20 protein-coding genes, 1 tRNA gene and 1 pseudogene are annotated in these 22995 nt (G+C 71.6%); 11 read left to right on the top strand and 11 right to left on the bottom strand.

Annotation, left to right across the window (positions count from 1 at the left end):
- Window positions 1–109: 109 nt before the first annotated feature.
- A complete protein-coding gene (locus ACSU53_RS17990; RefSeq protein WP_437028977.1) occupies window positions 110–1108 on the bottom strand; it encodes a sigma-70 family RNA polymerase sigma factor in 999 nt (332 codons plus the stop codon).
- A gap of 194 nt (window positions 1109–1302) precedes the next feature.
- On the opposite strand from ACSU53_RS17990, the gene ACSU53_RS17985 reads away from it, so the two are divergent.
- Window positions 1303–1845, top strand: a complete 543-nt coding sequence (locus ACSU53_RS17985; RefSeq protein ID WP_437028975.1) for an N-acetyltransferase family protein — start codon at window positions 1303–1305, stop codon at window positions 1843–1845.
- Window positions 1846–2162: 317 nt separating this feature from the next.
- Here ACSU53_RS17985 and ACSU53_RS17980 read toward each other — a convergent pair whose 3' ends face one another.
- Window positions 2163–2948 (bottom strand): dioxygenase family protein, encoded by a 786-nt coding sequence (locus ACSU53_RS17980; protein ID WP_437028974.1) that lies wholly within the window; start codon window positions 2946–2948, stop codon window positions 2163–2165.
- Window positions 2949–3101: 153 nt separating this feature from the next.
- Here ACSU53_RS17980 and ACSU53_RS17975 point away from each other — a divergent pair, with 153 nt between their 5' ends.
- Window positions 3102–3617 carry a MarR family winged helix-turn-helix transcriptional regulator gene (locus ACSU53_RS17975; RefSeq protein WP_437028972.1) on the top strand — a complete coding sequence of 172 codons (516 nt, stop codon included), beginning with the start codon at window positions 3102–3104 and terminating at the stop codon, window positions 3615–3617.
- 224 nt (window positions 3618–3841) lie between these two features.
- Here ACSU53_RS17975 and ACSU53_RS17970 read toward each other — a convergent pair whose 3' ends face one another.
- On the bottom strand, window positions 3842–5350 hold the full coding sequence (locus ACSU53_RS17970; protein ID WP_437033259.1) for an MFS transporter: 1509 nt from the start codon (window positions 5348–5350) through the stop codon (window positions 3842–3844).
- Between the two features lie 622 nt (window positions 5351–5972).
- A complete protein-coding gene (locus ACSU53_RS17965) occupies window positions 5973–6617 on the bottom strand; it encodes a TetR/AcrR family transcriptional regulator (protein WP_437028970.1) in 645 nt (214 codons plus the stop codon).
- A gap of 385 nt (window positions 6618–7002) precedes the next feature.
- Between ACSU53_RS17965 and ACSU53_RS17960 the strand changes: the two genes are divergently transcribed.
- Entirely contained in the window at window positions 7003–8319 is a 1317-nt protein-coding gene (locus ACSU53_RS17960; RefSeq protein ID WP_437028969.1) for a M6 family metalloprotease domain-containing protein, read from the top strand.
- A gap of 102 nt (window positions 8320–8421) precedes the next feature.
- Window positions 8422–8494 (top strand) — tRNA-Arg (locus tag ACSU53_RS17955).
- 55 nt (window positions 8495–8549) lie between these two features.
- On the opposite strand, the pseudogene ACSU53_RS17950 reads toward ACSU53_RS17955, so the two are convergent.
- The 3 genes and pseudogenes from ACSU53_RS17950 to ACSU53_RS17940 all read right to left on the bottom strand — a co-directional run.
- Window positions 8550–8687, bottom strand: a pseudogene (locus ACSU53_RS17950) (DUF2637 domain-containing protein); the annotation flags it as partial.
- Window positions 8688–8798: 111 nt separating this feature from the next.
- A complete protein-coding gene (locus ACSU53_RS17945) occupies window positions 8799–9149 on the bottom strand; it encodes a hypothetical protein (RefSeq protein WP_437028967.1) in 351 nt (116 codons plus the stop codon).
- Complete coding sequence (locus ACSU53_RS17940) at window positions 9146–9751, bottom strand: hypothetical protein (protein ID WP_437028965.1); 606 nt, start codon at window positions 9749–9751, stop codon at window positions 9146–9148. Before ACSU53_RS17940 ends, ACSU53_RS17945 begins: the two co-directional genes overlap by 4 nt.
- A gap of 693 nt (window positions 9752–10444) precedes the next feature.
- Between ACSU53_RS17940 and ACSU53_RS17935 the strand changes: the two genes are divergently transcribed.
- A complete protein-coding gene (locus tag ACSU53_RS17935) occupies window positions 10445–12658 on the top strand; it encodes an MMPL family transporter (protein WP_437028963.1) in 2214 nt (737 codons plus the stop codon).
- Window positions 12659–12798: 140 nt separating this feature from the next.
- On the opposite strand, the gene ACSU53_RS17930 is transcribed toward ACSU53_RS17935, so the two are convergent.
- The 3 genes from ACSU53_RS17930 to ACSU53_RS17920 form a co-directional block, all read right to left on the bottom strand.
- Window positions 12799–14253: a HAMP domain-containing sensor histidine kinase gene (locus ACSU53_RS17930; protein ID WP_437028962.1), complete on the bottom strand. Its 1455-nt coding sequence runs from the start codon at window positions 14251–14253 to the stop codon at window positions 12799–12801.
- Window positions 14250–14942 carry a response regulator transcription factor gene (locus ACSU53_RS17925; protein ID WP_437028960.1) on the bottom strand — a complete coding sequence of 231 codons (693 nt, stop codon included), beginning with the start codon at window positions 14940–14942 and terminating at the stop codon, window positions 14250–14252. The genes ACSU53_RS17930 and ACSU53_RS17925 overlap by 4 nt, the downstream gene beginning before the upstream one ends.
- A 174-nt stretch (window positions 14943–15116) precedes the next feature.
- Window positions 15117–15719, bottom strand: a complete 603-nt coding sequence (locus tag ACSU53_RS17920; protein ID WP_437028958.1) for a hypothetical protein — start codon at window positions 15717–15719, stop codon at window positions 15117–15119.
- A 431-nt stretch (window positions 15720–16150) separates the two neighbouring features.
- Between ACSU53_RS17920 and ACSU53_RS17915 the strand changes: the two genes are divergently transcribed.
- The 3 genes from ACSU53_RS17915 (at window position 16151) to ACSU53_RS17905 (ending at window position 18088) form a co-directional block, all read left to right on the top strand.
- Complete coding sequence (locus ACSU53_RS17915) at window positions 16151–16327, top strand: hypothetical protein (protein WP_437028956.1); 177 nt, start codon at window positions 16151–16153, stop codon at window positions 16325–16327.
- Window positions 16328–16757: 430 nt separating this feature from the next.
- Window positions 16758–17105, top strand: coding sequence for a GntR family transcriptional regulator (locus tag ACSU53_RS17910; protein ID WP_437028955.1), 348 nt, complete (start codon window positions 16758–16760; stop codon window positions 17103–17105).
- The gene (locus tag ACSU53_RS17905; RefSeq protein WP_437028953.1) at window positions 17102–18088 is read left to right on the top strand and encodes a DUF1648 domain-containing protein; all 987 of its coding nucleotides are present in this window, start codon (window positions 17102–17104) and stop codon (window positions 18086–18088) included. The genes ACSU53_RS17910 and ACSU53_RS17905 overlap by 4 nt, the downstream gene beginning before the upstream one ends.
- A gap of 159 nt (window positions 18089–18247) precedes the next feature.
- Here ACSU53_RS17905 and ACSU53_RS17900 read toward each other — a convergent pair whose 3' ends face one another.
- Entirely contained in the window at window positions 18248–18661 is a 414-nt protein-coding gene (locus tag ACSU53_RS17900; protein ID WP_437028951.1) for a thiol-disulfide oxidoreductase DCC family protein, read from the bottom strand.
- Window positions 18662–19311: 650 nt separating this feature from the next.
- On the opposite strand from ACSU53_RS17900, the gene ACSU53_RS17895 reads away from it, so the two are divergent.
- The 3 genes from ACSU53_RS17895 (at window position 19312) to ACSU53_RS17885 (ending at window position 22952) form a co-directional block, all read left to right on the top strand.
- Window positions 19312–19515, top strand: a complete 204-nt coding sequence (locus tag ACSU53_RS17895) for a cold-shock protein (protein ID WP_437028949.1) — start codon at window positions 19312–19314, stop codon at window positions 19513–19515.
- 240 nt (window positions 19516–19755) lie between these two features.
- Window positions 19756–21348, top strand: coding sequence for a DEAD/DEAH box helicase (locus ACSU53_RS17890; protein ID WP_437028948.1), 1593 nt, complete (start codon window positions 19756–19758; stop codon window positions 21346–21348).
- A 494-nt stretch (window positions 21349–21842) separates the two neighbouring features.
- Window positions 21843–22952, top strand: coding sequence for a hypothetical protein (locus ACSU53_RS17885; protein WP_437028946.1), 1110 nt, complete (start codon window positions 21843–21845; stop codon window positions 22950–22952).
- Window positions 22953–22995 lie beyond the last annotated feature (43 nt).

Raw genomic sequence — 22995 nt, 5'->3', positions numbered from 1 at the left:
TCTTCCGCCACCGTGTGCGCCCGGCGGCACCGGCCCGGGGATGCGGGCCGGCCGCCGAGGGAAGGGCCCGCCGCTGAGCGGGACTCCACAGTGACCGACGGGGTCGGCGTCAGGCCACCGCGTCGAAGCCGGTGTCTCGCGCCAGCTTCTTCAGCTCCAGCAGCGCGTGCTTCTCGATCTGGCGGATGCGCTCACGGGTCAGTCCGTGCTCCTTGCCGACCTCCGTCAGCGTGCGCTCACGGCCGTCCTCGATGCCGTACCGCATCTTGATGATGGACGCCGTGCGCTGGTCGAGGCGGCCGATCAGGTCGTCCAGCTCCTCGCTGCGCAGCAGCGTCAGCACCGACTGCTCCGGCGACACCGCGGAGGTGTCCTCCAGGAGGTCACCGAACTGGGTCTCGCCCTCGTCGTCCACCGACATGTTCAGCGAGACCGGGTCACGGGCCCAGTCGAGCACGTCGGTGACGCGCTCCGGGGTGGAGCCGAGTTCCTCGGCGATCTCCGTGGGCTCGGGGTCGCGGCCGTGCTCGCGGTTGAACTCGCGCTGCACGCGCCGGATCCGGCCCAGCTCCTCCACGAGGTGGACGGGCAGGCGGATGGTGCGGGACTGGTCGGCTATCGAGCGCGTGATGGCCTGACGGATCCACCACGTGGCGTAGGTCGAGAACTTGAAGCCCTTGCGGTAGTCGAACTTCTCGACCGCGCGCACCAGACCGGCGTTGCCCTCCTGGATCAGGTCGAGCAGGGGCAGGCCACTGCGCGGGTAGCGGCGCGCGACGGCGACCACCAGGCGGAGGTTGGAGCGGATGAAGATGTCCTTGGCCCGCTCGCTGTCGTCGACCAGGGCCTGGAGCTCCTCGGGGGTGGCTCCGACCTTGTTCTCCTCCTGGCCGTCCAGGATCTGCCGCGCGAACACACCCGCTTCGATGATCTGTGACAGCTCGACCTCCTTGGCGGCGTCGAGCAGCGGCGTGCGCGCGATCTCGTCGAGGTACATGCCGACCAGGTCGCGGTCGGCGATCTCGCCGCCCTGGGCGCGAACACTGCTTGCCGCGGCGACCGTCTCGCCGTTGGCGGACTGACGACGGGCGACGGCACGGGTTGCCATGCGAGCTCCCTTGCGATGGTGAGGTCAGCGGGTGGTGCGGACGCTCGGCACTTTCCTCGTAGGTCTCTCCGGACTCTGCTCGGGTGCCCTGCATCCGTAGGAAACAACGACTGGAATCAGGACAGAATTCCCAACCTGCCCCTCGATTTTTCTGATCATGCAGTACCCTGTCCCGCCGCACCGCGGGAGGCGTGATGTCGTCGGAACGGACAGAGGTCCAGGTCAGGTCGGGCACCGAAGCGGATCTGGAGGCTCTCACCGACCTGTACAACCACTACGTCCGTGAGACGGCGATCACATTCGACACGGCACCCTTCACTCCGGTGGAGCGGCGCCCCTGGCTGCTCTCCCATCCTGTAGACGGCCCGTACCGGCTGATGGTTGCCACGGCCGCCGGAGAGGACGGGGGCCCGGGCACCGGACGCGACGGCGTCCTCGGGTACGCCACGTCCAGCCCGTACCGCACGCGGCCGGCGTACGCGACGTCCGTGGAGACCACGGTGTACGTGGCGCCCGACGCCGGCCGCCGCGGCATCGGCTCACTCCTCTACCGGGCCCTCTTCGAGGCCCTGCGGGGCGAGGACCTGCACCGCGCGTACGCGGCCGTCACCCTCCCCAACCCGGCCTCGGTGCGACTGCACGAACGGTTCGGGTACCGCCACGTCGGCACCCACCGGGAGGCGGGCCGCAAGTTCGGCCGCTACTGGGACGTGGCCTGGTTCGAGAAGGAGCTGTAGCCCGGGCGGCCCGGACCGGCCGCCGAGTGGGGCCGGCTCGACACCCTGCCCGCGGGCCGACGCCCCAGCCCTTCGCCGTCGGCCCCTCCGGGCATCGGGCGCCGCCGTGATCGGGTCCTTCCCGGACATCGGGGGCCTCCGTGATCTGGCGCCGCCGTGATCGGGCGCCGCCGTGATCGACACTCCGTGATGAGACCCCGTAAGAGCCCCCTATCGGACCCTCCGTGACCCACTCCCTCCGTCACCGGTCCGCCCACTGTGCCCTCCGCCACCCGGCCCCATCCCGCGGGTGACGGACGCGCGCCGTGGCCGACGGCTCAGCCGAACTGCACCGACCGCTTGGCCAGCCCCATCCAGAACCCGTCGATCACGGACTTCTGTTCCCCGAGCTCACCAGCGGCGTCCGCGGCGCCCATGGTCACGAAGAGCGGGGCGAAGTGCTCGGTGCGCGGGTGGGCGAGCAGGCCCGCCGGGGACTTGCGGGTGAAGTCGAGCAGGGCGTCCACGTCACGGGCGTCGAGGGCCTCCCGGCCCCAGGCGTCGAACTCCGCCGACCAGGCCGGGATGCCCCCCTGCCGCAGCGCGGCCAGGTTGTGGGTGAAGAAGCCCGAGCCGATGATCAGCACGCCCTCGTCCCGCAGCGGTGCCAGCCGGCGCCCGATCTCCATCAGCTTCACGGGGTCCAGGGTCGGCATGGAGACCTGGAGGACCGGGATGTCGGCCTCCGGGAACATCTCGACCAGCGGGACGTACGCCCCGTGGTCGAGCCCCCGGTCGGGCACGTCCGTCACGGGCATGCCGGGAGCGCGCAACAGCTTGCGGACCGACTCGGCCAGCGCCGGAGCCCCTGGGGCCCCGTAGGTCACCTGGTAGTAGTGCTCCGGGAAGCCCCAGAAGTCGTAGACGAGGGGGACGGTCTCGGTGGCGCCGAGGGCGAGCGGGGCCTCCTCCCAGTGGGCGGAGACGACCAGGATCGCCTTCGGACGGGGCAGGTCGGCGGACCAGGCGGCGAGTTGCCCGGGCCACACCGGGTCGTCGGCCAGGGGCGGAGCGCCGTGGCTGAGGTAGAGGGCGGGCATGCGGTCCTGGGTGACGGCGGTCATGACGACGACTCCTCTCGGCGGCAGGAGGGGCATCGACACGCAGCGCTCGGGATCGGCGCACCCTGCCGGCGTTTTGCTTTAAGTCTCAACTTTCAACCATGACTGTACCCACAGTTCGTTTAATTTTCAAGGAAGGCGGCGTACAGTGGACTCATGAAGACGGCACCCGGATCGGCACACGCCGAGGAACCCCGCTGGCTGAGCGACGACGAGCAGAGCGTCTGGCGCTCCTACATCGACGCCACCACGCTCCTGGAGGACCATCTCGACCGTCAGCTCCAGCGCGACGCGGGCATGCCGCACGTGTACTACGGGCTGCTGGTCAAACTGGCCGAGTCGCCGGAGCGGCGGCTGCGGATGACCGAGCTGGCGATGGCCGCGAAGATCACCCGCTCCCGCCTCTCGCACGCCATAGCCCGGCTGGAGAGGAACGGCTGGGTGCGCCGCGAGAACTGCCCCTCCGACAAGCGCGGCCAGTTCGCCGTGCTGACGGACGAGGGCTACGAGGTGCTGGCCCGGCACGCCCCGGGGCACGTGGAGGCCGTACGCCAGGCGGTCTTCGACCGGCTCACCCCGGAACAGCAGAAGTCCCTCGGCGAGATCATGGGGATCATCGCCGAGGGACTGCAGCCGACCGGAGCGGGAGCGGACCTGCCCTGGCTCCGGTGACCTGGATGCCGTGACCTGGCTCCGGTGACCTGGATGCGGTGACCTGGATGCGGTGACCTGGATGCGGTGACGGTCGAGCGGGCCGAGGCACACCAGACCCGTGGCACCGAGGCGTCACACACGCGCGTCGGGACCGGCGACGTACCGGCCCCGACGTCTGCGCACGACGAGTGTCAGTGCATGACGAGTGTCAGTGCATGACGAGCGTCAGTGCATGACGAGCGTCAGTGCATGACGACCGGTACGGACACCTCCGCCTCCGCCTCGCCGTCGGCGTGCGCACCGGCCCGGGCGTCCGTGCCCCGGTCGGAGCCGGACGAGGAGGTGGCCGCCGAGGAGACCATCACCCCGGTGTCGCCAGGACGGCCCGCGTTGACGAGGGCCGTGGCGATGGCCGCGGCCGCCACCAGGATCCCCACGGCGAACCAGATCGCGCTGGTGTAGCCCTCCACCTGGCCCTGGAGCTGGATAAGTTGCTGCTGGGCCCGGCTGCCCGCGCCGCCGATGCGATCCGCGACGTACGCCGTGGTCGCCGAGGCGGCGATCGTGTTCAGCAGGGCCGTACCGATCGCACCGCCCACCTGCTGCGAAGTGTTGACCATCGCGGAGGCGACACCCGAGTCCCGGGACTCGACGCCCAGGGTGGCCAGGGACATCGCCGGCATGAACGCCGTACCCATACCGAGGCCGAGCAGCAGCATCGCGGGCAGCAGCAGGGCCGCGTACGAGGACCCGATCTCGAGCTGCGTCAGCAGCAGCATGCCCACGGCGGCGACGAGGAAGCCGGGGCCCATCAGCAGCCGGGGAGCCACCCGGGTCATCAGGCGCGCGCCGATCTGGGTGGAACCCGTGATCATGCCCGCGATCATCGGCAGGAACGCGAACCCGGTCCTGACCGGCGAGTAGCCCTTCACGATCTGCAGGTAGTAGGTCAGGAAGAGGAACAGGCCGAACATCGCGATGATCGCCAGGCCGAGCGAGAGGTAGACCCCACCACGGTTGCGCTCGGTCACCACGCGCAGCGGAAGCAACGGTGCCCTGACCCGGGACTCGACGAGCACGAACGCGAGGAGCAGCACGGCGGAGGCGACGAACATGCCGACCGTCATGCCGTCGCTCCAGCCGTTCGACTCGGCACGGGTGAAGCCGTAGACGAGCGCGACCAGACCGAGGGTGGAGAGCACCACTCCCGGGATGTCGAGCGGCGAGCGGTTGCGGCCGCCGGCCGGTTCACGGACGACGAGGAACGCACCGGCGGCGGCGATCACGGCGAACGGGATGTTCACGAAGAACGTCCAGCGCCAGTCCAGGTACTCGGTGAGGAAGCCGCCGAGGATCAGTCCGACGGCGCCACCGCCACCGGCGATCGCTCCGTAGATGCCGAACGCCTTGGCGCGCTCCTTGCCGTCCGTGAACATCACGGCGAGCAGGGACAGCGCGGCCGGCGCGAGCAGTGCGCCGAACACACCCTGCAACGCACGGGCGCCGAACATCATCGCCTCGTTGGTGGCCGCCCCGCCGAGCGCGGAGGCCGCGGCGAACCCGCCCAGCCCGAGCACGAAGGCCCGCTTACGGCCCCACAGGTCGGCGATCCGGCCACCGAACAGGAGCAGTCCACCGAACGCGAGGGCGTAGGCGGTCACGACCCACTGTCGGTTGCCGTCCGAGATGCCCAGGTCCTGCTGGGCGGAGGGCAGCGCGATGTTCACGATGGTGGCGTCCAGGACGACCATCAACTGGGCCAGCGCGATGAAGACGAGAGCCTTCCAGCGGTTGCCGTCCGGCGCCCCCGGATCGGCCCGCAGTCGGGGTGTCGGACGAGACGCCCCGGCCGCCGCCGTCGTCGTTGCCGCAGTCGTTGCCGTTGCTGTCACTGCCGGCGTCGGCGCTGTTGGCCCTGTTCCCACCGAGGTCTTCGAGACGGAAGACGCCGCAGAGGCTGATGAGCCTGCTCCTGCTGCTGCCTCCGATGCCGACGAGGCTGCTGATGCTGATTCAGACATGGGTGTACCCACTTCGGAACGTCGTAAGGAAACGAAGGGACGAATGAGACGGATGAGAATTCGAGGAGAACGAGAAGGAAGAGGTGAGGACCGCCCCGGCACTCGCGGATGCCGGATGCCGAGGCCGGAAAAAGGGTGTCGTCGGCCGGCGACGCGTCACCGGAGCGCCGAAGAGCACGGGCAACGGGACGGCCGCAGGAACGGCGCTGTCGGATGACGGACGGTGGCGTCGAACGCGCTGGAAAGGTGGGAAGGGTCAGAGAGGGAGCGGTCTCACGCCCGACGGGACGGGACGGCTCGGGAACTCCTCTGAACGACTCGGACGGAGTGGGTCGGGGTCACTGGCGACGACTCAGGGACTGCGCAGGACCTCCACGGTCACGGCAGAGCCGGGCAGGACGCCGGGCGCGGGCGCCCGCATCCCGTCCAGGAACAGCTGCAGGTGGCGGTGGACGAAGCGGTCGGCACTCATGCAGGGCGTACCGGCCGGGGGCCGGCTCAACTGCGCGATGCCCACCAGCAGATCGCCGAATTCCACGTCGGTACGGAGCTGCCCGGCCGCCTTGGCGCGGTCCATGAGCTGTGCGACGAGGTCCTCGACGCGCCGGCGCGCGTCCTCCAGGTCGGGGTGGTGCTGGTCGAAGGTGCTCGAGATCATCGGGCACAGCGCGCTGATCCGCTCGTCGGCGGAGGTGTGCGCGAACCGCTCCAGCGCCTCGAAGGCATCCCCGGTCTCGGCGAGCTCCTGCTCGGCCGCCCGCGCCGTACGTTCCATCACGGAGCAGACGACCTCGCGCACCAGCGCGTCGCGGTCGGGGAAGTTGCGGTACACCGTGGCGTTGCCGACACCGGCCCGGCGGGCGACGTCGTCGAGCGGCACGTCGGGGCCGTGTTCGACGAACATCTCCCGGGCGGCGGCGACGATCCGCTCCCGGTTGCGCACGGCGTCGGCACGCAGCCGGGGCGTCCTGCGCTGTACGGGTTCGGCGGTCTGCACGATGCACTCCTGACGATGTGACGATCTTGCGATCTTGCGATCTTGCGATCTGGCCATCTGGCGATCTGGCGATCTGGCGATCTGGCGATCGAGACGGTTCCGCGATCCGGGGACTGACTCCCCGTTTCACGCGAACACAGATCTAAACGGGGACACCCTCCCCGCTTATTTCCCACCGAGAGAACTTCTAGTGTGACCTGCGTCACATCCCTCTCCCTCTCCTCCACTCACCCAGAACCGACCCCCTTTCGGCCCTTCAAGGTCCCCTGACCTCGAAAAACACACAATCGGCCCTGCCGACGGGCGCCCGCGCACCCCACGACGCAGGGTGATCGGGAGGGTGCAGTCGGAAACCGGCGGCTGCCATGTGGAGCGGAGGTCCTGCATGCAGCCGCAGCCGAGCAGCCGTCGGATATCGCCGCGCCGCCTGGCCGCCCTGGCCTCCGTCACCGCCCTGACCCTCGCCGTCGGCACCTCGGCCGGCAACGGCAGCCTCTCCCCCGGCACCTCCGCAGCGGGCGCCGGCCCCAGCGCACCGTCCCCCTCCTCCGCCCACGGCCCCTGCCTGATCGGCAGCTCCCGCGACGTCCAGATGTCCGAGGGCATCCCGACGGGCCCGGGGTACGCCCGCTCCACGGGCACCGTCCGCGCCCTCACCCTGATGATCGACTTCCCGGACGCCGTCGGCGAGGGCGATGCCCTGGACCGCTACCAGGAGTTCTTCCCCCAGACCCGGGAATGGTTCCGCACCAGCTCCTACGGCCGCCTCGACTACCGCACCGACATCCCCATCCCCGACTGGCTGCGCATGCCCAAGTCCTTCCGCGCCTACGGCATAGAACGCGGCGCCCCCTTCGACCCCGGCTACCGCAAGCTGGTGCGGGACATCGTCGAGGCGGCGGATCCCCGGATGGACTTTCGGGCCTACGACATGGTGAACGTCCTCGTCACCCCCAACGCCGGCCCCTCCGCCCTGGACACCGTCCTGTCCGTGACCTTCGCCGGCAACACCGAGGCCCCCACCGCCGACGGCGTCCCCGTCGCCAACGCGTCCTTCGTCTACTCCCGCCAGGACGACGGCTCCGGCTCCTACGACCGGACCGGATACCGGGTCCTGCCGCACGAGAACGGCCACGTCTTCGGCCTCCCCGACCTCTACACCGCCGACGGCGGCGGCGCGGTCGGCCACTGGGACATCATGAGCGAGGACTGGGGCGACAACAACGACTTCCTCGGCTGGCACAAGTGGAAACTCGGCTGGCTGGACTCCGACCAGGTCCACTGCGCCGCCGCCCCGGGAACCCGGGACTACACCCTCACCCCCCTGGCCGACACCGGCGGCCCGAAACTCGCCGTCGCCCCGATCGACGAACGGTCCGCCTACGCCGTCGAGGTCCGCACCCAGGCCGGCAACGACGAGGCCGTCTGCCGGCCCGGCGTCCTCATCTACAGGGTCGACGCCGACGTGGACACCGGCATGGGCCCCATCACCGTCTACGACTCCCGCCGCGACAGCGGAGGCTGCACCCGCAGCCCCAACGTCCACGCCGAACTCTCCGACGCCACGTTCATCCCGGGCGAGAGCTTCGTCGACCGCCACGAGGGGATCCGCGTGACCGTCCTGGAGTCCACCGAACCGAACGGTTCCGACACCGCCGACGGCACCACCCACACCTACCGCGTCCGCGTCACCCGCGAGTAGCCCCCGGCCCGGGCCCCGACCGCCCCACCCGCCGACCCCGATCCGGTACCCTGACGCCTGTGGTCCTCCGCGACCACGGGGCCGACGCACACGGCCCGGACTGCCTTCGTAGCTCAGGGGATAGAGCACCGCTCTCCTAAAGCGGGTGTCGCAGGTTCGAATCCTGCCGGGGGCACAGAGAGAAAGGCCAGCTAGGAGCACCCTCCTAGCTGGCCTTCGTCATTGTCCTAGGAATGGACCAGAAGGGTTCCGCCGAGGAAGGCGACCGCGGGCCAGCCCGCGACGAGGGTGCGCAGCCAGGCCGGCACGTGGTCCAGGTCGAGCAGTCCGGCGGTGGCGACGTTCGCGCCCAGTGACGCGGCGAGGCGATCAGGAACCAGCACCACCGGGCCGCTTGCCGGGCGCACCGTCGCGGCCGACCGACGGACGCCTCACTGGGCGCCGGTAGGGCGGGCAGGCCCCACCGTGACCTGGTGGGCTCAGAGCTCGGGTCCGAGCAGGGTGAGCCGCAACAGCGCGGCGATGACGAGCATCGAGGGGATGACGTACCACCACTTCCGTAGCCACTCTGCCTTGACGAACACCCACGTCAGCAGTGCCATCACAACGGAGAAGGCCAAGCCGATACCGGCCGCGACGTTGGCGTTGGTGACAGCCTGCGTGTCCCAGGGCCCGTCCGGCTCGACCATGTAGGCAGTGAGCACCACATAGCCCGTGACCAGGGCTCCCAGAGCGAGAACGACGGCGCACACACCGGTGCCGAGCCAGCCGGAGGACTTCTGAAGTCGGCTCTCGTGTACTTCGGCCGTCGAACCTGCGCCTCGGCTCACCTGAGCGCCTCCTTGGCGTCGGCCAGCTTCCGGTCGAAGCCCTGACCATACGCCTGGGCGTTCGGGTCCTCGTAATAGGGGCCGCCGTTGTAGCGGGCGGCCAGCTCCTGCATCTGCGCACGGGTCATCTGCTCCGGCGGTACGTCGGCGAAGCCGCTCTCCGCCTTCAGCTGGGCGAGGTACTCCGAGGCGATGAAGATGTTCTTGGCCGGGTCCTTGATCGCATTCACGACGACGTCTCGTTGCATGTCGGTGAGGTGGTGCGGGTCGTAACCGAGGACCTCGGCGGCGCGGCGGACCTGGATGGACAGGGGGCCCATCGAGGTCTGGTCGGGATCCTCGCTGCCGGGAAGGAGTTTCCGTCCTTCGTAGGCTGCGTCGTCGATCCAGCCGGGGTCGCCTTCGACCTCCTGCCAGGCGACGCCCGCGACCATCTCGGGCGGCAGTCCTGCGTCGTGTGCAGCAGCCTTGATGATCTCCTTGTTGGCGGCGATGTACTCACGTCGGCTGTCGTCCGAATTGGACCACAGCCAGTAGTTGTTCCCCTCCGCCCCCGGCAGTCCGTCGATGCGGGTCTGGATCCGCGACAGGGTCTCGTTCACCACGATGTTCCCGCCCGTGGTGGGGATTGCATCGACCTTCGGGCCCGCCCCCGGCAACTGGGCATAGGGGTTGTCGCTCGCGCACTCTTTCTGGGCCTTGGTTACGTTCTGTGGTTCAACCCACGCGGCTACGCAGCCCGTCTGATGCGGCCCGGGTATTGCGCTTCCCCTTACCCGGCCCCCGAGGGCCACGCCATGGTGTGGCGGGCACGCTTGTTCGCTGTGGTGTATTTCGTCGCCGGCTCAGCAGTGGCAGCTGTTGCCGTCCTGGGGTTTCTTGGCAGGTTTCCACCGAGCTGACCTACGCCTGAGCAGCCGGTGACGTGATGCGATGGAGTCGGCGGCGGGGACGACCTCCGGCATGGTCCGCGTGGCGCCGGATCCGTTCGTCGCCCGTGGCTGTGTCGCCCGCCGGGGCCCGAGCACGTGTGTACGCCTTGACCATCGTGGGCTCACCGATGGCGGCTGCGAGGAGCTTCCGCGTCGGCCAAGTGGGCTGCCCTCCGCCTCCGTAACTCGGCGGCCTCGGCGGCCCCGGTCATGGAAACCCGGCGGTGCCGCCGCGCTGGTGCGGGCGCTGGATTCGTGGGTCGGCCGACCGGTCTGCGCACTGCACTAACAGTCGCCTCAGGTTCGCTCGCTAGGAAGTTGGCGTCCAGATGAAGCGAGCAATCCGTATGCAGGAGGCTAGTGATGGCAGGCGACGCGGTGCCGTCCGGGGGAACGCCGGGCGGTCGGTTGGCAGGCCGGTGGGTGCCATGGTTGGTGATCGGTGTGTGGCTGGTGCTGGCGGCGGGCATGGTGCCGCTGAGCACGAAGTTGAGCTCGGTCACCACCGACAGTGCCGTGGACACCTTGCCGGCCAGTGCGGAGTCCACCAAGGTGGCGGCGCTGGAGGACAGTCTCCCCGGCGGTGAGGACAGCACGTTCGTCTTCGTGTACCACCGCGACGACGGCCTGACGGACGCCGATCGTGCGACGGCCGAGCGCCACTACAGCACCCTTGCCGGGCGGTACCCGCCGAAGGCGAAGGCGAAGACGGCGGCGGCCGGAAAGAACGACGAGGACGGTGAGGGCGGCCAGGGACGCGAGGGCCGTGAGGACGGCGAGGGCTCACCGGTGCAGCTGTCCACCGACGGCAAGGCGATGGTGTTCACCCTCGACGTGAGCACGGAGTACGGCCCGCCGGAGGAGATCGTCGGCCCGTTGCGGGACGCCGCGAAGGACCGCCCTGCCGGCCTGGACCTGCACGTGACCGGCCCGGGCGCGATCGACGGCGACATGGATGCCGTGTTCGACGGCATCGACGAGCAGGTGCTCCTCACCACCCTCGCCGTCGTCACGCTCCTGCTCATCCTCACCTACCGCAGCCCGGTGCTGTGGATCATCCCGCTGGTGGCCGTCGGCGCGGCCGCACTGACTGCGATGGGGACCGTCTACCTGCTCGTCAAGGGCTTCGGCATCGTGGTCAACGACCAGAACTCGGCGCTGCTGACGATCCTGGTGTTCGGTGTCGGCACGGACTACGCGCTGCTGCTCATCGCCCGGTACCGGGAGGCGCTGCACCACCATGAGAACGTCCGGGTCGCCATGGTGCACGCGCTGCGCGGTGCGGCGCCGGCCATCGTCGCGTCGGCGGCCACCGTGGTCGCCGGCCTGCTCTGCCTGTTCGTCGCGGATCTGAACAGCACCAGCGGCCTGGGCCCGATCGGTGCGGCCGGCATCCTGTGCGCGCTGGTGGCCATGCTGACGCTGTTCCCGGCGGTGCTCGTGGTGCTCGGCAGGCGGATCTTCTGGCCGGCCGTCCCGCGGTTCAGCACGGCCGTGGAGGAGAAGCGGGGGCTGTGGGGACGGCTCGGCACCGCCATCAGCCGCCGCCGGTGGGTGGCGACGCTCGGCTCGCTCGGAGTCCTCGGCGTGCTCGCCCTCGGGCTGGCGGGCAACACCGGCGCCCTGCGGGAGCAAGACCAGTTCCTGTCCGCGCCGGAGTCGGTCACCGGCTTCACCGTTCTGCGCGAGCACTTCCCGGAGCTCGGCGGTCAGCCGATGACGGTCTTCGCGCGGCCGGCGCACCAGGAGCGGGTGCTCGACGTCGTCGAGGACACTCCCGGTGTGGTCATGGCCGTCCCGGAGCAGACCAGCGGTGACTGGGCCAGCATCTCCGTGTTCCCGGAGGACGCGCCGGACACCGTCGCGGAGTACGACACGATCGAGCGGGTGCGGGCCGCCGTGCACGCGGTGAGCGGGGCGGAGGCGATCGTCGGCGGGCCGAGTGCGGAGAACCTCGACACCGAGGTGACCACCCAGCACGACGAGAAGCTGGTGATCCCGCTGGTGCTCGTCGTCGTTCTGATCATCCTGGGGCTGCTGCTGCGCGCGGTCGTGGCCCCGCTGGTCCTGATGGCCACCGTGGTCGTCTCGTTCGCCGCGGCCTTCGGCGGCAGCGTGTTCGTCTTCGACACGCTCCTCGGCTTCGAGGGGATCGACTACTCGGTGCCGCTGCTGGCCTTCCTGTTCCTGGTGGCGCTCGGCATCGACTACAACATCTTCCTGGCCAGCCGGGCCCGGGAGGAGACCGTGCGGCTCGGCACCGGCGAGGGCATGCTCAAGGCACTCTCGGCCACCGGTGGCGTCATCACCTCGGCGGGCCTGGTCCTGGCGGCCACGTTCGCGGTCCTCGTCACGCTTCCGCTGGTGATGATGATCGAGCTCGGGTTCCTGGTCGCGTTCGGCGTGCTGCTCGACGCCCTGCTGGTGCGGTCGGTCCTGGTGCCCGCCCTCACCTTGCTGATCGGCGAGCGGATGTGGTGGCCGAGCCGGCTGTCCCGCCCGGCGGCGGAGCTGCCGGCCGGTCCACAGGCCCAGCAGCCCCTCGCCGACGACGAGGAGTCCGCACTGCGGCGGTGAGTGCGGCGGCGTGGACGAGATCCGGGACGGGGAGACAGGCCCGTCCCGGATCTCTTTCATGCGGCCGAGGGCACCGCCCTGTCGGGCTCGCGCGCCGCACCGCCGGGGCGGGTCAGCGCGTACTGATCGGCGAGCGCCGGTCAGCGAGTGCCGGTGTCCTCCCCGGAGGCGCGGCGCGCGACCGGGGCGGGCGGATCCGCGGCCGGAAGGCGGAGCCGGAGCAGCGCGCCGCCGCGTGCGGAGCGGGCGACGGTGGCCCGGCCGCCGTGGGCGTCGACGACCCGCTGCACGATCGACAGCCCCAGACCGGATCCCGGCAACGCCCGGGCGCTGTCGGCACGGTAGAACCGGTCGAACACCCGCGGTACGTCGGCGGTGTCGATGCCCGGCCCGGCGTCGTCGACCTCGAGCACCGCCGACGCACCCTCGGCACGGAGGCGGACCTGGACCGGCTGGTCCGCGGGGGACCACTTGCCGGCGTTGTCGATGAGGTTGAGCACCGCCCGCTCCAGCGCGGCGGGACGCCCGTTCACCCACACGGAGGTCACGTCGAGCACGACCTCGATGTCGGGCACACGGGACCGCGCCCGGGTCGCGGCGGCGGCCACCACGTCGGCGAGGTCGAGCACCTCGGTGCTCTCGTCGCTGACGTCACCGCGCGCCAGGTCGGTCAGTTCGGCAACGAGGGTGCCCAACTCGGCCACCTGGGCGCCGACATCGTTGAGCAGCCGGGTCCGGCTCTCCGCCGGCAGTGCGCTGTCCAGGGTGCCGCGCCGGTCGAGCCGGATCAGCAGCTCGACGTTGAGGCGCAGGCTGGTGAGCGGGGTCTTGAGCTCGTGGGCGGCGTCCTCGGCGAGCAGGCGCTGTGCCCGCCGGGACTCCCGGAGCGCGGCGAGCATGTCGTTGATCGACTGGATCAGCCGCCGGATCTCCCCACCGCCCTCGTCCGGGATGTCGGCGTCGAGCTCCCGGGTGTGCGCGACCCGTACCGCGGCGGCGGTCAGCCGGTCGATCGGTGCCAGCCCGGTGCGCGCCACGGCCCGCCCGACGAGGGCGCCGCCGGCCACGCAGAGCAGCCCGATCAGCAGCATGCCGAAGCCGAACCGGTTGACCGGGCCGTCGTCGACGACGCGGGCCACCTGGACCGCGCCGTCTCCCGCCCGCAGCGTGTGGATGCGGTAGCCGTCCTCGTCGCTGTCGTCCGACTCCATCAGGTCGGCCGAGGCGCCCTCCGCCACGCGCCCGGCGTCCTCGCTGACCGGGGGCAGCGGGGGCTGGCCGGCCGGCGTCCGGATCGAGCCGTCGGGCAGGATGAGCCGCACCAGCCGGCCGGATCCGGGATACGGCGGCAGCTGCACCTGCGCCAGACCGGCGTGCTCGGCGTTCGCCGCCAGGGCGCGGGAGTCGGCGCGCAGCTGGTTCTCGGCGGTGTCCCGCAGCTCCCAGTCCAGGAGCTCGCTGGCCACCTGGAAGGCCCCGAACACGCTGACCGCGATGGCCGTCGCCGCGATCACCGTCAGTCTGGTCCGCAGGGACCGCCGGCGCCACCACCGGGTCAGCCGGCGCGGTTCCCGGCCGGTGGCGGACCTGATCATGGAGGAGTCTCCCGCAACGTGTATCCCAGGCCGCGCAGCGTGTAGATCAAGCGCGGCTCACCCCCGGCCTCCATCTTGCGGCGCAGGTAACTCACGTACACCTGGAGGTTGTTGGCGGTGGAGCTCATGCCGAAGCCCCACATCGCCTCGAACAGCGCGTCGCGGGTCAGGACCCGGGTGGCGTTGCAGACGAGGACCTCGAGGAGGGAGAACTCGGTCCGGGTCAGGTGCAGCGGCCGCTCGCCCCGCCACGCCTCGAACCGGTCCGGGTCGAGCCGGACGTCGGCGTACGACAGGATCCGCGACTCCTCGTCGGCGGGTGTGCGCCGGCGCAGCAGGGCCCGCACCCGGGCCAGCAGTTCCTCGGTGGCGAACGGCTTGGGCAGGTAATCGTCGGCGCCCGCGTCCAGCCCGGCGACCCGGTCGGAGACCTGGTCACGGGCGGTCAGCATCAGCACCGGCAGGTCCCGGCCCGCGGCCCGCAGCCGCCGGCAGGTCTCCAGCCCGCCGAGGCGGGGCATCATCACGTCGAGGAGCAGCAGATCCAGCGTGTCACCGTCGGCGCCACCGACGCCGTCGAGCACGGCGAAACCGTTGGTGACGGTGCTGGTGTCGTACCCCTCGACCTGGAGCACCCGCTCCAGCGAGTCACGGATGGCCGGGTCATCATCCGCGATCATGATCCGCACGCCGGCCCGCCCCCTTCCAGTCGAGGTTTTTCCGCTCAGTGTCGCCGGTCGGCCTGAGGCCAGGCTTAGAGCGTCGCAGAGCGACGCAGAGCGTCGTAAGGCGCCGGGAGCCGCAAGGGACCGGGGCCTCCCCGGCCGAAGGCGCCCCGCCAACTGCCCGGGCTTCGGCAAAGGTCAGAGAAGGTCCCGCCAGAAGCGGGCCGTCGCCACCGGGTGCCGGCTGTCGTCGGCCTTGCCCCGTGCCTCGTCGAACTCTTGGTACATGTAGTCGGCCAGGTTCAGGCCGTAGTGGATGATGTCGGTCTGCCACATCGAGAGCACCGGGTGCCCGAAGCTTCCCCGGCCGGCGGGCAGGTACCGGTGGCCGTACACGGGCACCATGACCGGTACGTCCGCCAGGTGACGCCGTGCCGTTTCCAGTGCCGCCGTTCCGTCGGCCGGGCGCTCGCCCCAGCCCTCGTACCAGAACCCGTTGTGCTCGACGCTGAGCAGAACCCCTTCGACGGGCCAGTCGAGCTGTCGACGCAGGCTGTCCAGGTCGCCGCCGCGCCACTCCGGCCAGGGCCTGTGCCAGGTCTGCCCGTCCTCGGGAGGAACGTTGACCGGGAGTCCGGCCGCAAGGAACGCTCGGTGATCGTCCGCGAACTCGAAGCCGTACTCGCGCTCGATGCGCGTGAACTCGGCGTCCGTCAGCCCGGCCTCGAACGCGTAGAGGCCCGTCTGTGCCAGGTGATGTGCGGCCTCCGCACCCAGGCGTGCTCCCTCATTGCTGATCATCGCCGCACGCTAGCGCCGACCGCATCCGGCCGTCACCCGACTTGTGCGTGTGCTCCGGCTCGGCTCGGCTCGGCTTCCCAGTCGTTTCTGTCGCTCTTGTCGCTCTTGTCGTTCCTGTCGTTCCTCCCGCTCCTGTCGTTCTTCTCGTTCCTGTCGTTCTTCTCGTTCCTGTCGTTCCGTCCCGTTCGCGGCCGTTCAGGCGAGACCACGGGCCGGCCGCGCCCCACGAGCAGCCCGCCGTGAACCCCGGGGGATCTGCCCTGTGCGCAGGGCTGCGAAGTGTCGGCGCGGTCGGGAAGCGTGCGCCCCCGAGCAACCTCCCCGGGCCGCCGTGCACCGCCGCGTGGAGCTGTGCGCCTTCCGCGGCGGACGTGTGCCCGGCGATCCTGCACTGGTCCGCGCACGACGGTCGAGACCCGGGGGTGGGAGACGTGGCTCGTACACAGTCCAGGTGTGGAGCGCTCACGGAGAAGGGCACTCGGTGCCGGCGGCTGGCGATGGTCGGTGCGTCGCGGTGCCACCTGCACCGCGGCGAGTGGTCGTCGTACGCCGTCGAGAAGCGCAAGGAAGCCGAGCGCAAGGCGAAGGCGCGCAAGCGGCGCACGTGACGCCGGCCGGTGGGACCGGTGTGAGGTGACGTCCACCGCTGTCGCGGCGACGACGGACAGCGGTGGCGGCGTGCGGTCCGACACGGCCACGGGCGCCCCGCGCGGCACGGGCGGTCGGGCGGTCGGGCGGTCGGGCGGTCGGACGGAAGTCCTCGCACGGGGTGTGCGCGGGGTTCGCATCCTGACGGGGGCACGGGGCACCAGCGCGAAGGCCCTGGACCGATCATGGTCCGGGGCCTTCGGCATGCACGCCAGACATCGACGGCGTAGAGCGCCGACGGAGTCGACGCCTCGCCCCTTGCTCGGCCTCCCGCCCCACCGTCCCACCGCCCCGGCGAGACCCCGGCCTGCCTCAGCACCCTCTCGACGTCTCCGGCTCGCTGGGCACCCATGGTCATCTCACACGCATGGTGCTATCTTCATTAGCACCATGTTGCTGAAGCTGAACACCGCGGACACCCGCCCGCTGCACGAACAGGTGGCCGGGGCGATCCGGCGCGCCATCGCCGAAGGGGAGTGCGCGCCGGGCGACCGGCTGCCCCCGGCGCGCGATCTCTCCCAGGCACTGGGAGTGAACGTCAACACCGTGCTGCGCGGGCTCAGGGCGTTGCGCGACGAAGAACTACTGGAGTTCCGGCGGGGGCGGGGAGTGACCGTGGCGCAGGGTGCCGACGCGCGCTCGGCGCTCCTCGACCGGGTCCGGGACGTGGTGGCCGATGCCGCACGCCTCGGCTACAGCAGGAACGACGTCATCGAGATGGTCAGGGGGATTCCGTGACCGACACGGCAAGACTCAGAAGTGCGGCGGTGTGGGGTGCCGGAGGCTGGGTGGCGGGAGTCCTGGTGCTGCTGGTGGCGCTGCCGCTCGTCGCCGGTGACCGGCTTCCGGACCGGCTGGCGACACACTGGAACGCCGGATCCGGCGAGCCGGACTCGTCCATGCCGCTGTGGGCCGCGACGGCCTTTCCGGCGCTGATCTGGGTGCTGCTGACGACCGTGGTCCTCCTGGCCCTGTGGAGAACCCGTGGCAGCAGCGGCCCGGCGAGCGGGTGGGTTGGAGCGACGCTGGGGTTCAGCGGTGTGATGCTCCTCGGGACGCAGGCGTCGATCGTGCAGGCGAATGTGGACCATGCCGACTGGCGCGAGGCCGACTCGGTGACGGGCTGGGTGCTCCTGACCCTGCTTCTCGCGACGGCCCTGGGCGGAGCCGCCCTGCTGACCGGCCGCCGGGCACCCGCCGCGCTGCCGGCGGTGGCCGGGCCGACGATGGAGATACCGGCCGGACAGCGGTTCGTGTGGCTGTCGCGCACGTCCAACCCGTGGCTCCAGGCCGCGGCAGCCGTCTCCGGTGTCGTGGCGGTGGCCGCGGTGGTGGCGTCGGTGGGCGGTCTGGTGGGTTCGGGGGCCGCCCCGCTCGCCGCACCGTTCGCCCTGGCGTCCGTGCTGGTCCTCGGCTGCTCCTCGGTCCAGGCCCGCGTCAGCGAGAAGGGACTGGAGGTCGGGCTCGGTCCGTGGCGCTGGCCGGCCCGGCGGTGGGCGGCGGAGGACATCGCCTCCGCTCGCGTCGAGACGCGGACGGCGGCCCAGGTCGGCGGCTGGGGATACCGGCTGAGCGGGCTGGGGACGACGGTCATGCTGCGCGGCGGCGAGTGCCTGGTGATCCGCACGCGGCAGGGCAAGGACTTCGCCGTGAGCGTGGACGACGCCGAGCGGGGGGCGGCCCTGCTGAACTCTCTGGTCGGTCAGGGCTCGTTGAGGTGAGCGGCGGGGGCGGTCCGGGCCGGGCCGCCCCTGGTCCGCTCGCTCTCGTCGGGGTTCGGCGGGTGGCACGGCCGGTGGGTGACACGGTCGGTGGGTGGCCCGGCCGGTGGGGTGGTCCGGCCGGTGGGTCGTCGTCGACGGAACGTCTCGCCCGGTGCCCTACGGGCCTGCCGGGTCCTCGCTCCGGCGGGCGGGGAGAGCGCAGGCCGGTGTGCCGCCCGGCAGGCGGGTGCGGTTGTTCGCGACGAGCCGATAGACGCCGTGCGCGACCCAGCTGACGGGCGGGAGGGTGAGCAGTGCGCCGAGAACCGCCCATCCCCGGCCGGCCCGCAGCAGGAGCCGGGCGACGGCTTGGGCGCCGCCGTACACGGTTCCGGTCGGGGTGATCCACAGGACCTCGGACTCGGCGCGCCGCTGGGTCGTTCCGAGGGCGCCCAGGTCGGCGAACTGCCACGGGGCGACGGAGCAGTCGGGGCGCAGCAGGCGCTGCAGGACGGTGACCGACGAGGTGCAGAAACCGCAGTCGCCGTCGTAGACCAGTACGGGTACGGGTCCTCCGGGTCGGGTCGGCATGCCTCCAGCCTGCCTCACCCGGCGCTGAGAACGGAGCCCGCAAAGGGTTCGTGGGCCGTCCGTGGGCCCGTGAGTGCCGAGCGCCGCCCTCTGGGCACGGCGCCGTCTAACCGTGGCGGCCGTCTCAGCCGTGGGGGCCATCTCAGCAGTGGGCGGTGTTGCCCCGGCCGTGGGGAATGGCCCCGGCCGTGGGTGGGGCGCCCCGCCGTGAGCTCTGGGTGTCCGTCCGTTCCCGTCCGTCAACGGGGCGGGCGACGGCTCCCTCCCCCGCGTGTGACCTTCGTCGCGCGGAAGAGGGGCGGTCGCGGAACGCCGCCGGACGGGCGATCGCGGTGCCCTGTGCGGGGTCCCGGGCGCTCCTGTGCCGGTCAGGGAGTCGCCAGCGGATCGTGCGGAAGCGACGGCCGCACTCGCGGCGAGCGATATCTGTGTCCGCGGCACCAGAAAGAGAGTGCGGGCCGCAGCGGGTATTTCCCGGCCGTCCACGGGGCGTGGTCAGCGCCGGCGCAGGGCCGATCCCACCGTGCTACGGTCGGTGGAAGTTGCGGGTGTGGTTGGCCGGAAGGTTTTTCCGACGGGGTGATCAACACGGCGACCAGGAGTTCACACACGGTGAATTCCTGACACCGTCTCCGAAGGAGAAACAGAATATGGCCTCTGGCACCGTGAAGTGGTTCAACGCGGAAAAGGGCTACGGCTTCATCGAGCAGGACGGCGGCGGCGCCGACGTCTTCGCCCACTACTCGAACATCGCCACCCAGGGTTTCCGCGAGCTGCTGGAGGGCCAGAAGGTGTCCTTCGACATCGCCCAGGGCCAGAAGGGCCCGACGGCCGAGAACATCGTTCCGGCCTGACACCCGCGCTCACGCGTTCCCGCGGCTGGGGCCCGCACCTCCGGGTGCGGGCCCCGGCTCGCTGATATCCGGGGCGTGTGACGGCAGGAGTCCGTCACACCACCGACCGGCGCACGTTCACACGTTCCCGGCCGGCCGTCCGCCCCCTCACCGAATTCGGCTCGTCTCGAGATTCTCTGCGCTGCTCGTCTGCTGCGGGAATTCCTTGGTGCGCGCCGCATCAAGGAAGGTTTCACGTCCATGCAACGTACCCGCACGTCCCGCGCGAACGCCCGCTCCGCAGGGGCTTCCGGCGGCGGCCGCTCCGGCGGCGGCTCCCCCACCGAGCGCTCCGGAGCCAGCCGTTCCCACGCCGATCGTTCCGGTGCCAACCGCTCCGGCGGCGGCTCCGGTGGCAACCGCTCGGGTGGCCGGCGCCGTTCGAAGGGCGGCGGCGGCAAGCAGCAGGCCGGGCGCCCCGCCGGTGAGTTCGCCCTGCCGAAGACGGTCACTCCGGGTCTGCCCGCCGTCGAATCGTTCGCCGACCTCGACATGCCCGCGCCGCTGGCCGCGACGCTCGGCCGGGAGGGCGTGACCGTGCCCTTCCCGATCCAGGCGGCGACCCTGCCGAACTCCCTGGCCGGCCGGGACGTGCTCGGCCGCGGGCGCACCGGTTCGGGCAAGACCCTCGCCTTCGGCCTCGCGCTCCTCGCCCGTACCGCGGGCCGGCGCGCCGAACCCCGGCAACCGCTCGCCCTGGTGCTCGTCCCCACCCGCGAGCTCGCCCAGCAGGTCACCGACGCGCTCACCCCGTACGCCCGTGCCGTGAACCTGCGGATGGCCACCGTCGTCGGCGGGATGTCCCTCGGCCGGCAGGCCGGCGCGCTGCGGGCCGGCGCGGAAGTCGTCGTCGCGACGCCCGGGCGGCTGCGGGACCTCATCGACCGGGGCGACTGCCGGCTCGGCGAGGTCGCCGTCACGGTCCTCGACGAGGCCGACCAGATGGCCGACATGGGCTTCATGCCCCAGGTCACCGCGCTGCTGGACCAGGTGCGTCCGGACGGGCAGCGGATGCTGTTCTCGGCCACCCTGGACCGCAACGTCGACCTGCTGGTCCGCCGCTACCTGACCGACCCCGTGGTCCACTCCGTCGACCCGTCGGCGGGCGCGGTGACCACGATGGAGCACCACGTGCTCCACGTGCACGACGAGGACAAGCGTCGGACGACCACCGAGATCGCGGCCCGCGACGGCCGGGTGATCATGTTCCTGGACACCAAGCACGCGGTGGACCGGCTGACCAAGCACCTGCTGAACAACGGGGTGCGCGCCGCCGCCCTGCACGGTGGCAAGTCCCAGCCCCAGCGCACCCGCACGCTGACCCAGTTCAAGACCGGGCTGGTGAACGTGCTGGTGGCGACCAACGTCGCGGCCCGGGGCATCCACGTCGACCAACTCGACCTGGTCGTCAACGTGGACCCGCCCACCGACCACAAGGACTATCTGCACCGCGGCGGGCGCACGGCGCGCGCCGGAGAGTCGGGCAGCGTCGTCACCCTGGTGACTCCCGATCAGCGCCGGGACATGAACCGGCTGATGAACGCGGCCGGCATCACCCCCAAGGTCGCGCAGGTACGGTCCGGCGAGCCGGAGTTGAGCCGTATCACGGGAGCCCGGGTCCCTTCGGGCGTGCCGGTCGTCATCGCCGCGCCGCCCGCGGAGCGCCCCCAGACCGCGTCGGCGTCCCGGCGCCGTCGCGGCCGCCGCGGCAGTGCCGGCCAGGGCCGGTCCGCCGGCCAGGGCGCCGCACGGCGCGGCTCGTCGCCGCGTGACGGCCTGGGCTCGGCCGCGTAGGCGCGGACGGAACCGCATCCCGGCCCGGCCCTCTCCCCCCGGCCCGGCCACAGCACAGGAGGCGCCCGCCGACCACGTCGGCGGGCGCCTCCCGTCATCAGTCGGCCCGGTCGGCCTCGGCCTCGTCCTCCCGGGGGCGGGGCCTCGAACGACGCTCCCGGACCGGGGAGTTGGCGAGCCGAACACGCCGGACTGGATGCGGACGGGATGCGGGTGGGCTGCGGGCGGGTCCGTGGCTCGCCGGCGCCGTGGCCCGCCGACGCCGTGGGCTGCCGGGCCGCCGTACCGGCGGTCCGCCCTGTCCGGTGTCGTCGCTGTCCCGGGGGCTTTGACGCCGCCGCACCTTCGTATCGCACCTATTACACAAGCGTCTTGAGCGCGGTCCCGCCGGAGGCGATCATGGGGCGGGCCGCTGAGGGGCCCGCTGGTGGACGCCACGCGCGGGCCGGCCGGCCGGGGTGGGATCGGTTGCAGGAGAAGGGTGGGGGCCCAGCGTGGGCAAGGACGGGGAGTCCATACCGGACGAGGAGTGGGAACGCTTCCTCCGGGAGGCGGAGACGGGGACCGGCAGTGCGCCCAAGGAGCCCTCGGCACGCGCCCGCATGGTGACGCAGCGGCTGCGGGAGCAGACCGCCCCGCCGGCGCCCTGGCGAAGCTACCAGGCACCCCCACGGCGGAGGGGCGGGGGCAGGGCCTGGTACGTGGTCGGCCTGCTGCTCGCGGTGGCCCTGCTGGTCGTGGCCCTGGGGCCGGGCCGGGTGGCCGGGTGGTTCGGGGCCGGCGACGGGGGCGACGAGGGCACGCCGCTGGCCGCGGAAACGCAGCGCCCGGACGGACCGCCGCCGACCGGCCCGGCGTCCCTCCGCCCCACCCTGGACCAGCCGTTCCGCGGGTCCCCGGCGGCCCGGTGGGCCGACGGCTCGGCCGGGATCACGCTCCCCGAGGCCCGGGCCACCGGCTGGATGAGCAAGAACGAGGTCGCGAAGGCACTGAAGAAGTCCCGGGACTTCCTGGCCGCGTCCAGTCTGGACCCGGCGGTGCTGCGCGGGGAGCGGCCGCGCGAGGCGATCGCGATGCTCAATCCCCATCAGAAGGACGTCCAGGACTACGTGGCGACCGCGTTCCGCGCGCCGAGCCGGGAGAACGATCCCCTGTTGCTGTTCAGCCGGTTCGAGAAGTCGAAGGTCCGGCTCGTGGGGGACGTGGTCAAGACCCGTGGACGGATCACGTTCGGCGAAGGCGAGCGCGGTGCGCTCGAGGTGACCACGGACGTCACCTACGTCTACCCGGTCACGCCCGCCGCCGGTGGGAGCGACGAGGTCGTGCGCACCATCGTGCGCCGCGAGGTCGTGATGAGCTGGGACGACCCGGAGAAGGTCTACATCGACCCGGGCACGTTCTCCCTGGTGTCGTACAAGGTGGACAGCACCAACGGTGGCTGCGACACCTTCACCGGTTACCTCACCCCTGCGTTCGGCGCCGAGCGCGCGGCCTCCCCGCCGGGTGACGGCGCGGTCGTCGACCCGTACGACCGGAGCACGTCGATGGACGCGCGCATGCGCGAGGCGGGCGACGCCGGGTGCGGGACCGCCACCCGCTCGTGAGGCCTGGCGCTCCCCGCCGGTGGGCCGGTGGGCCGGTGGGCCG

Origin of the sequence: Streptomyces sp. enrichment culture (assembly GCF_964273255.1) — a bacterium.
Taxonomy (GTDB): Bacteria; Actinomycetota; Actinomycetes; order Streptomycetales; family Streptomycetaceae; genus Streptomyces.
Note: the sequence above shows the minus strand (reverse complement) of the source record. Positions and strands in the feature narration are given on the sequence as shown.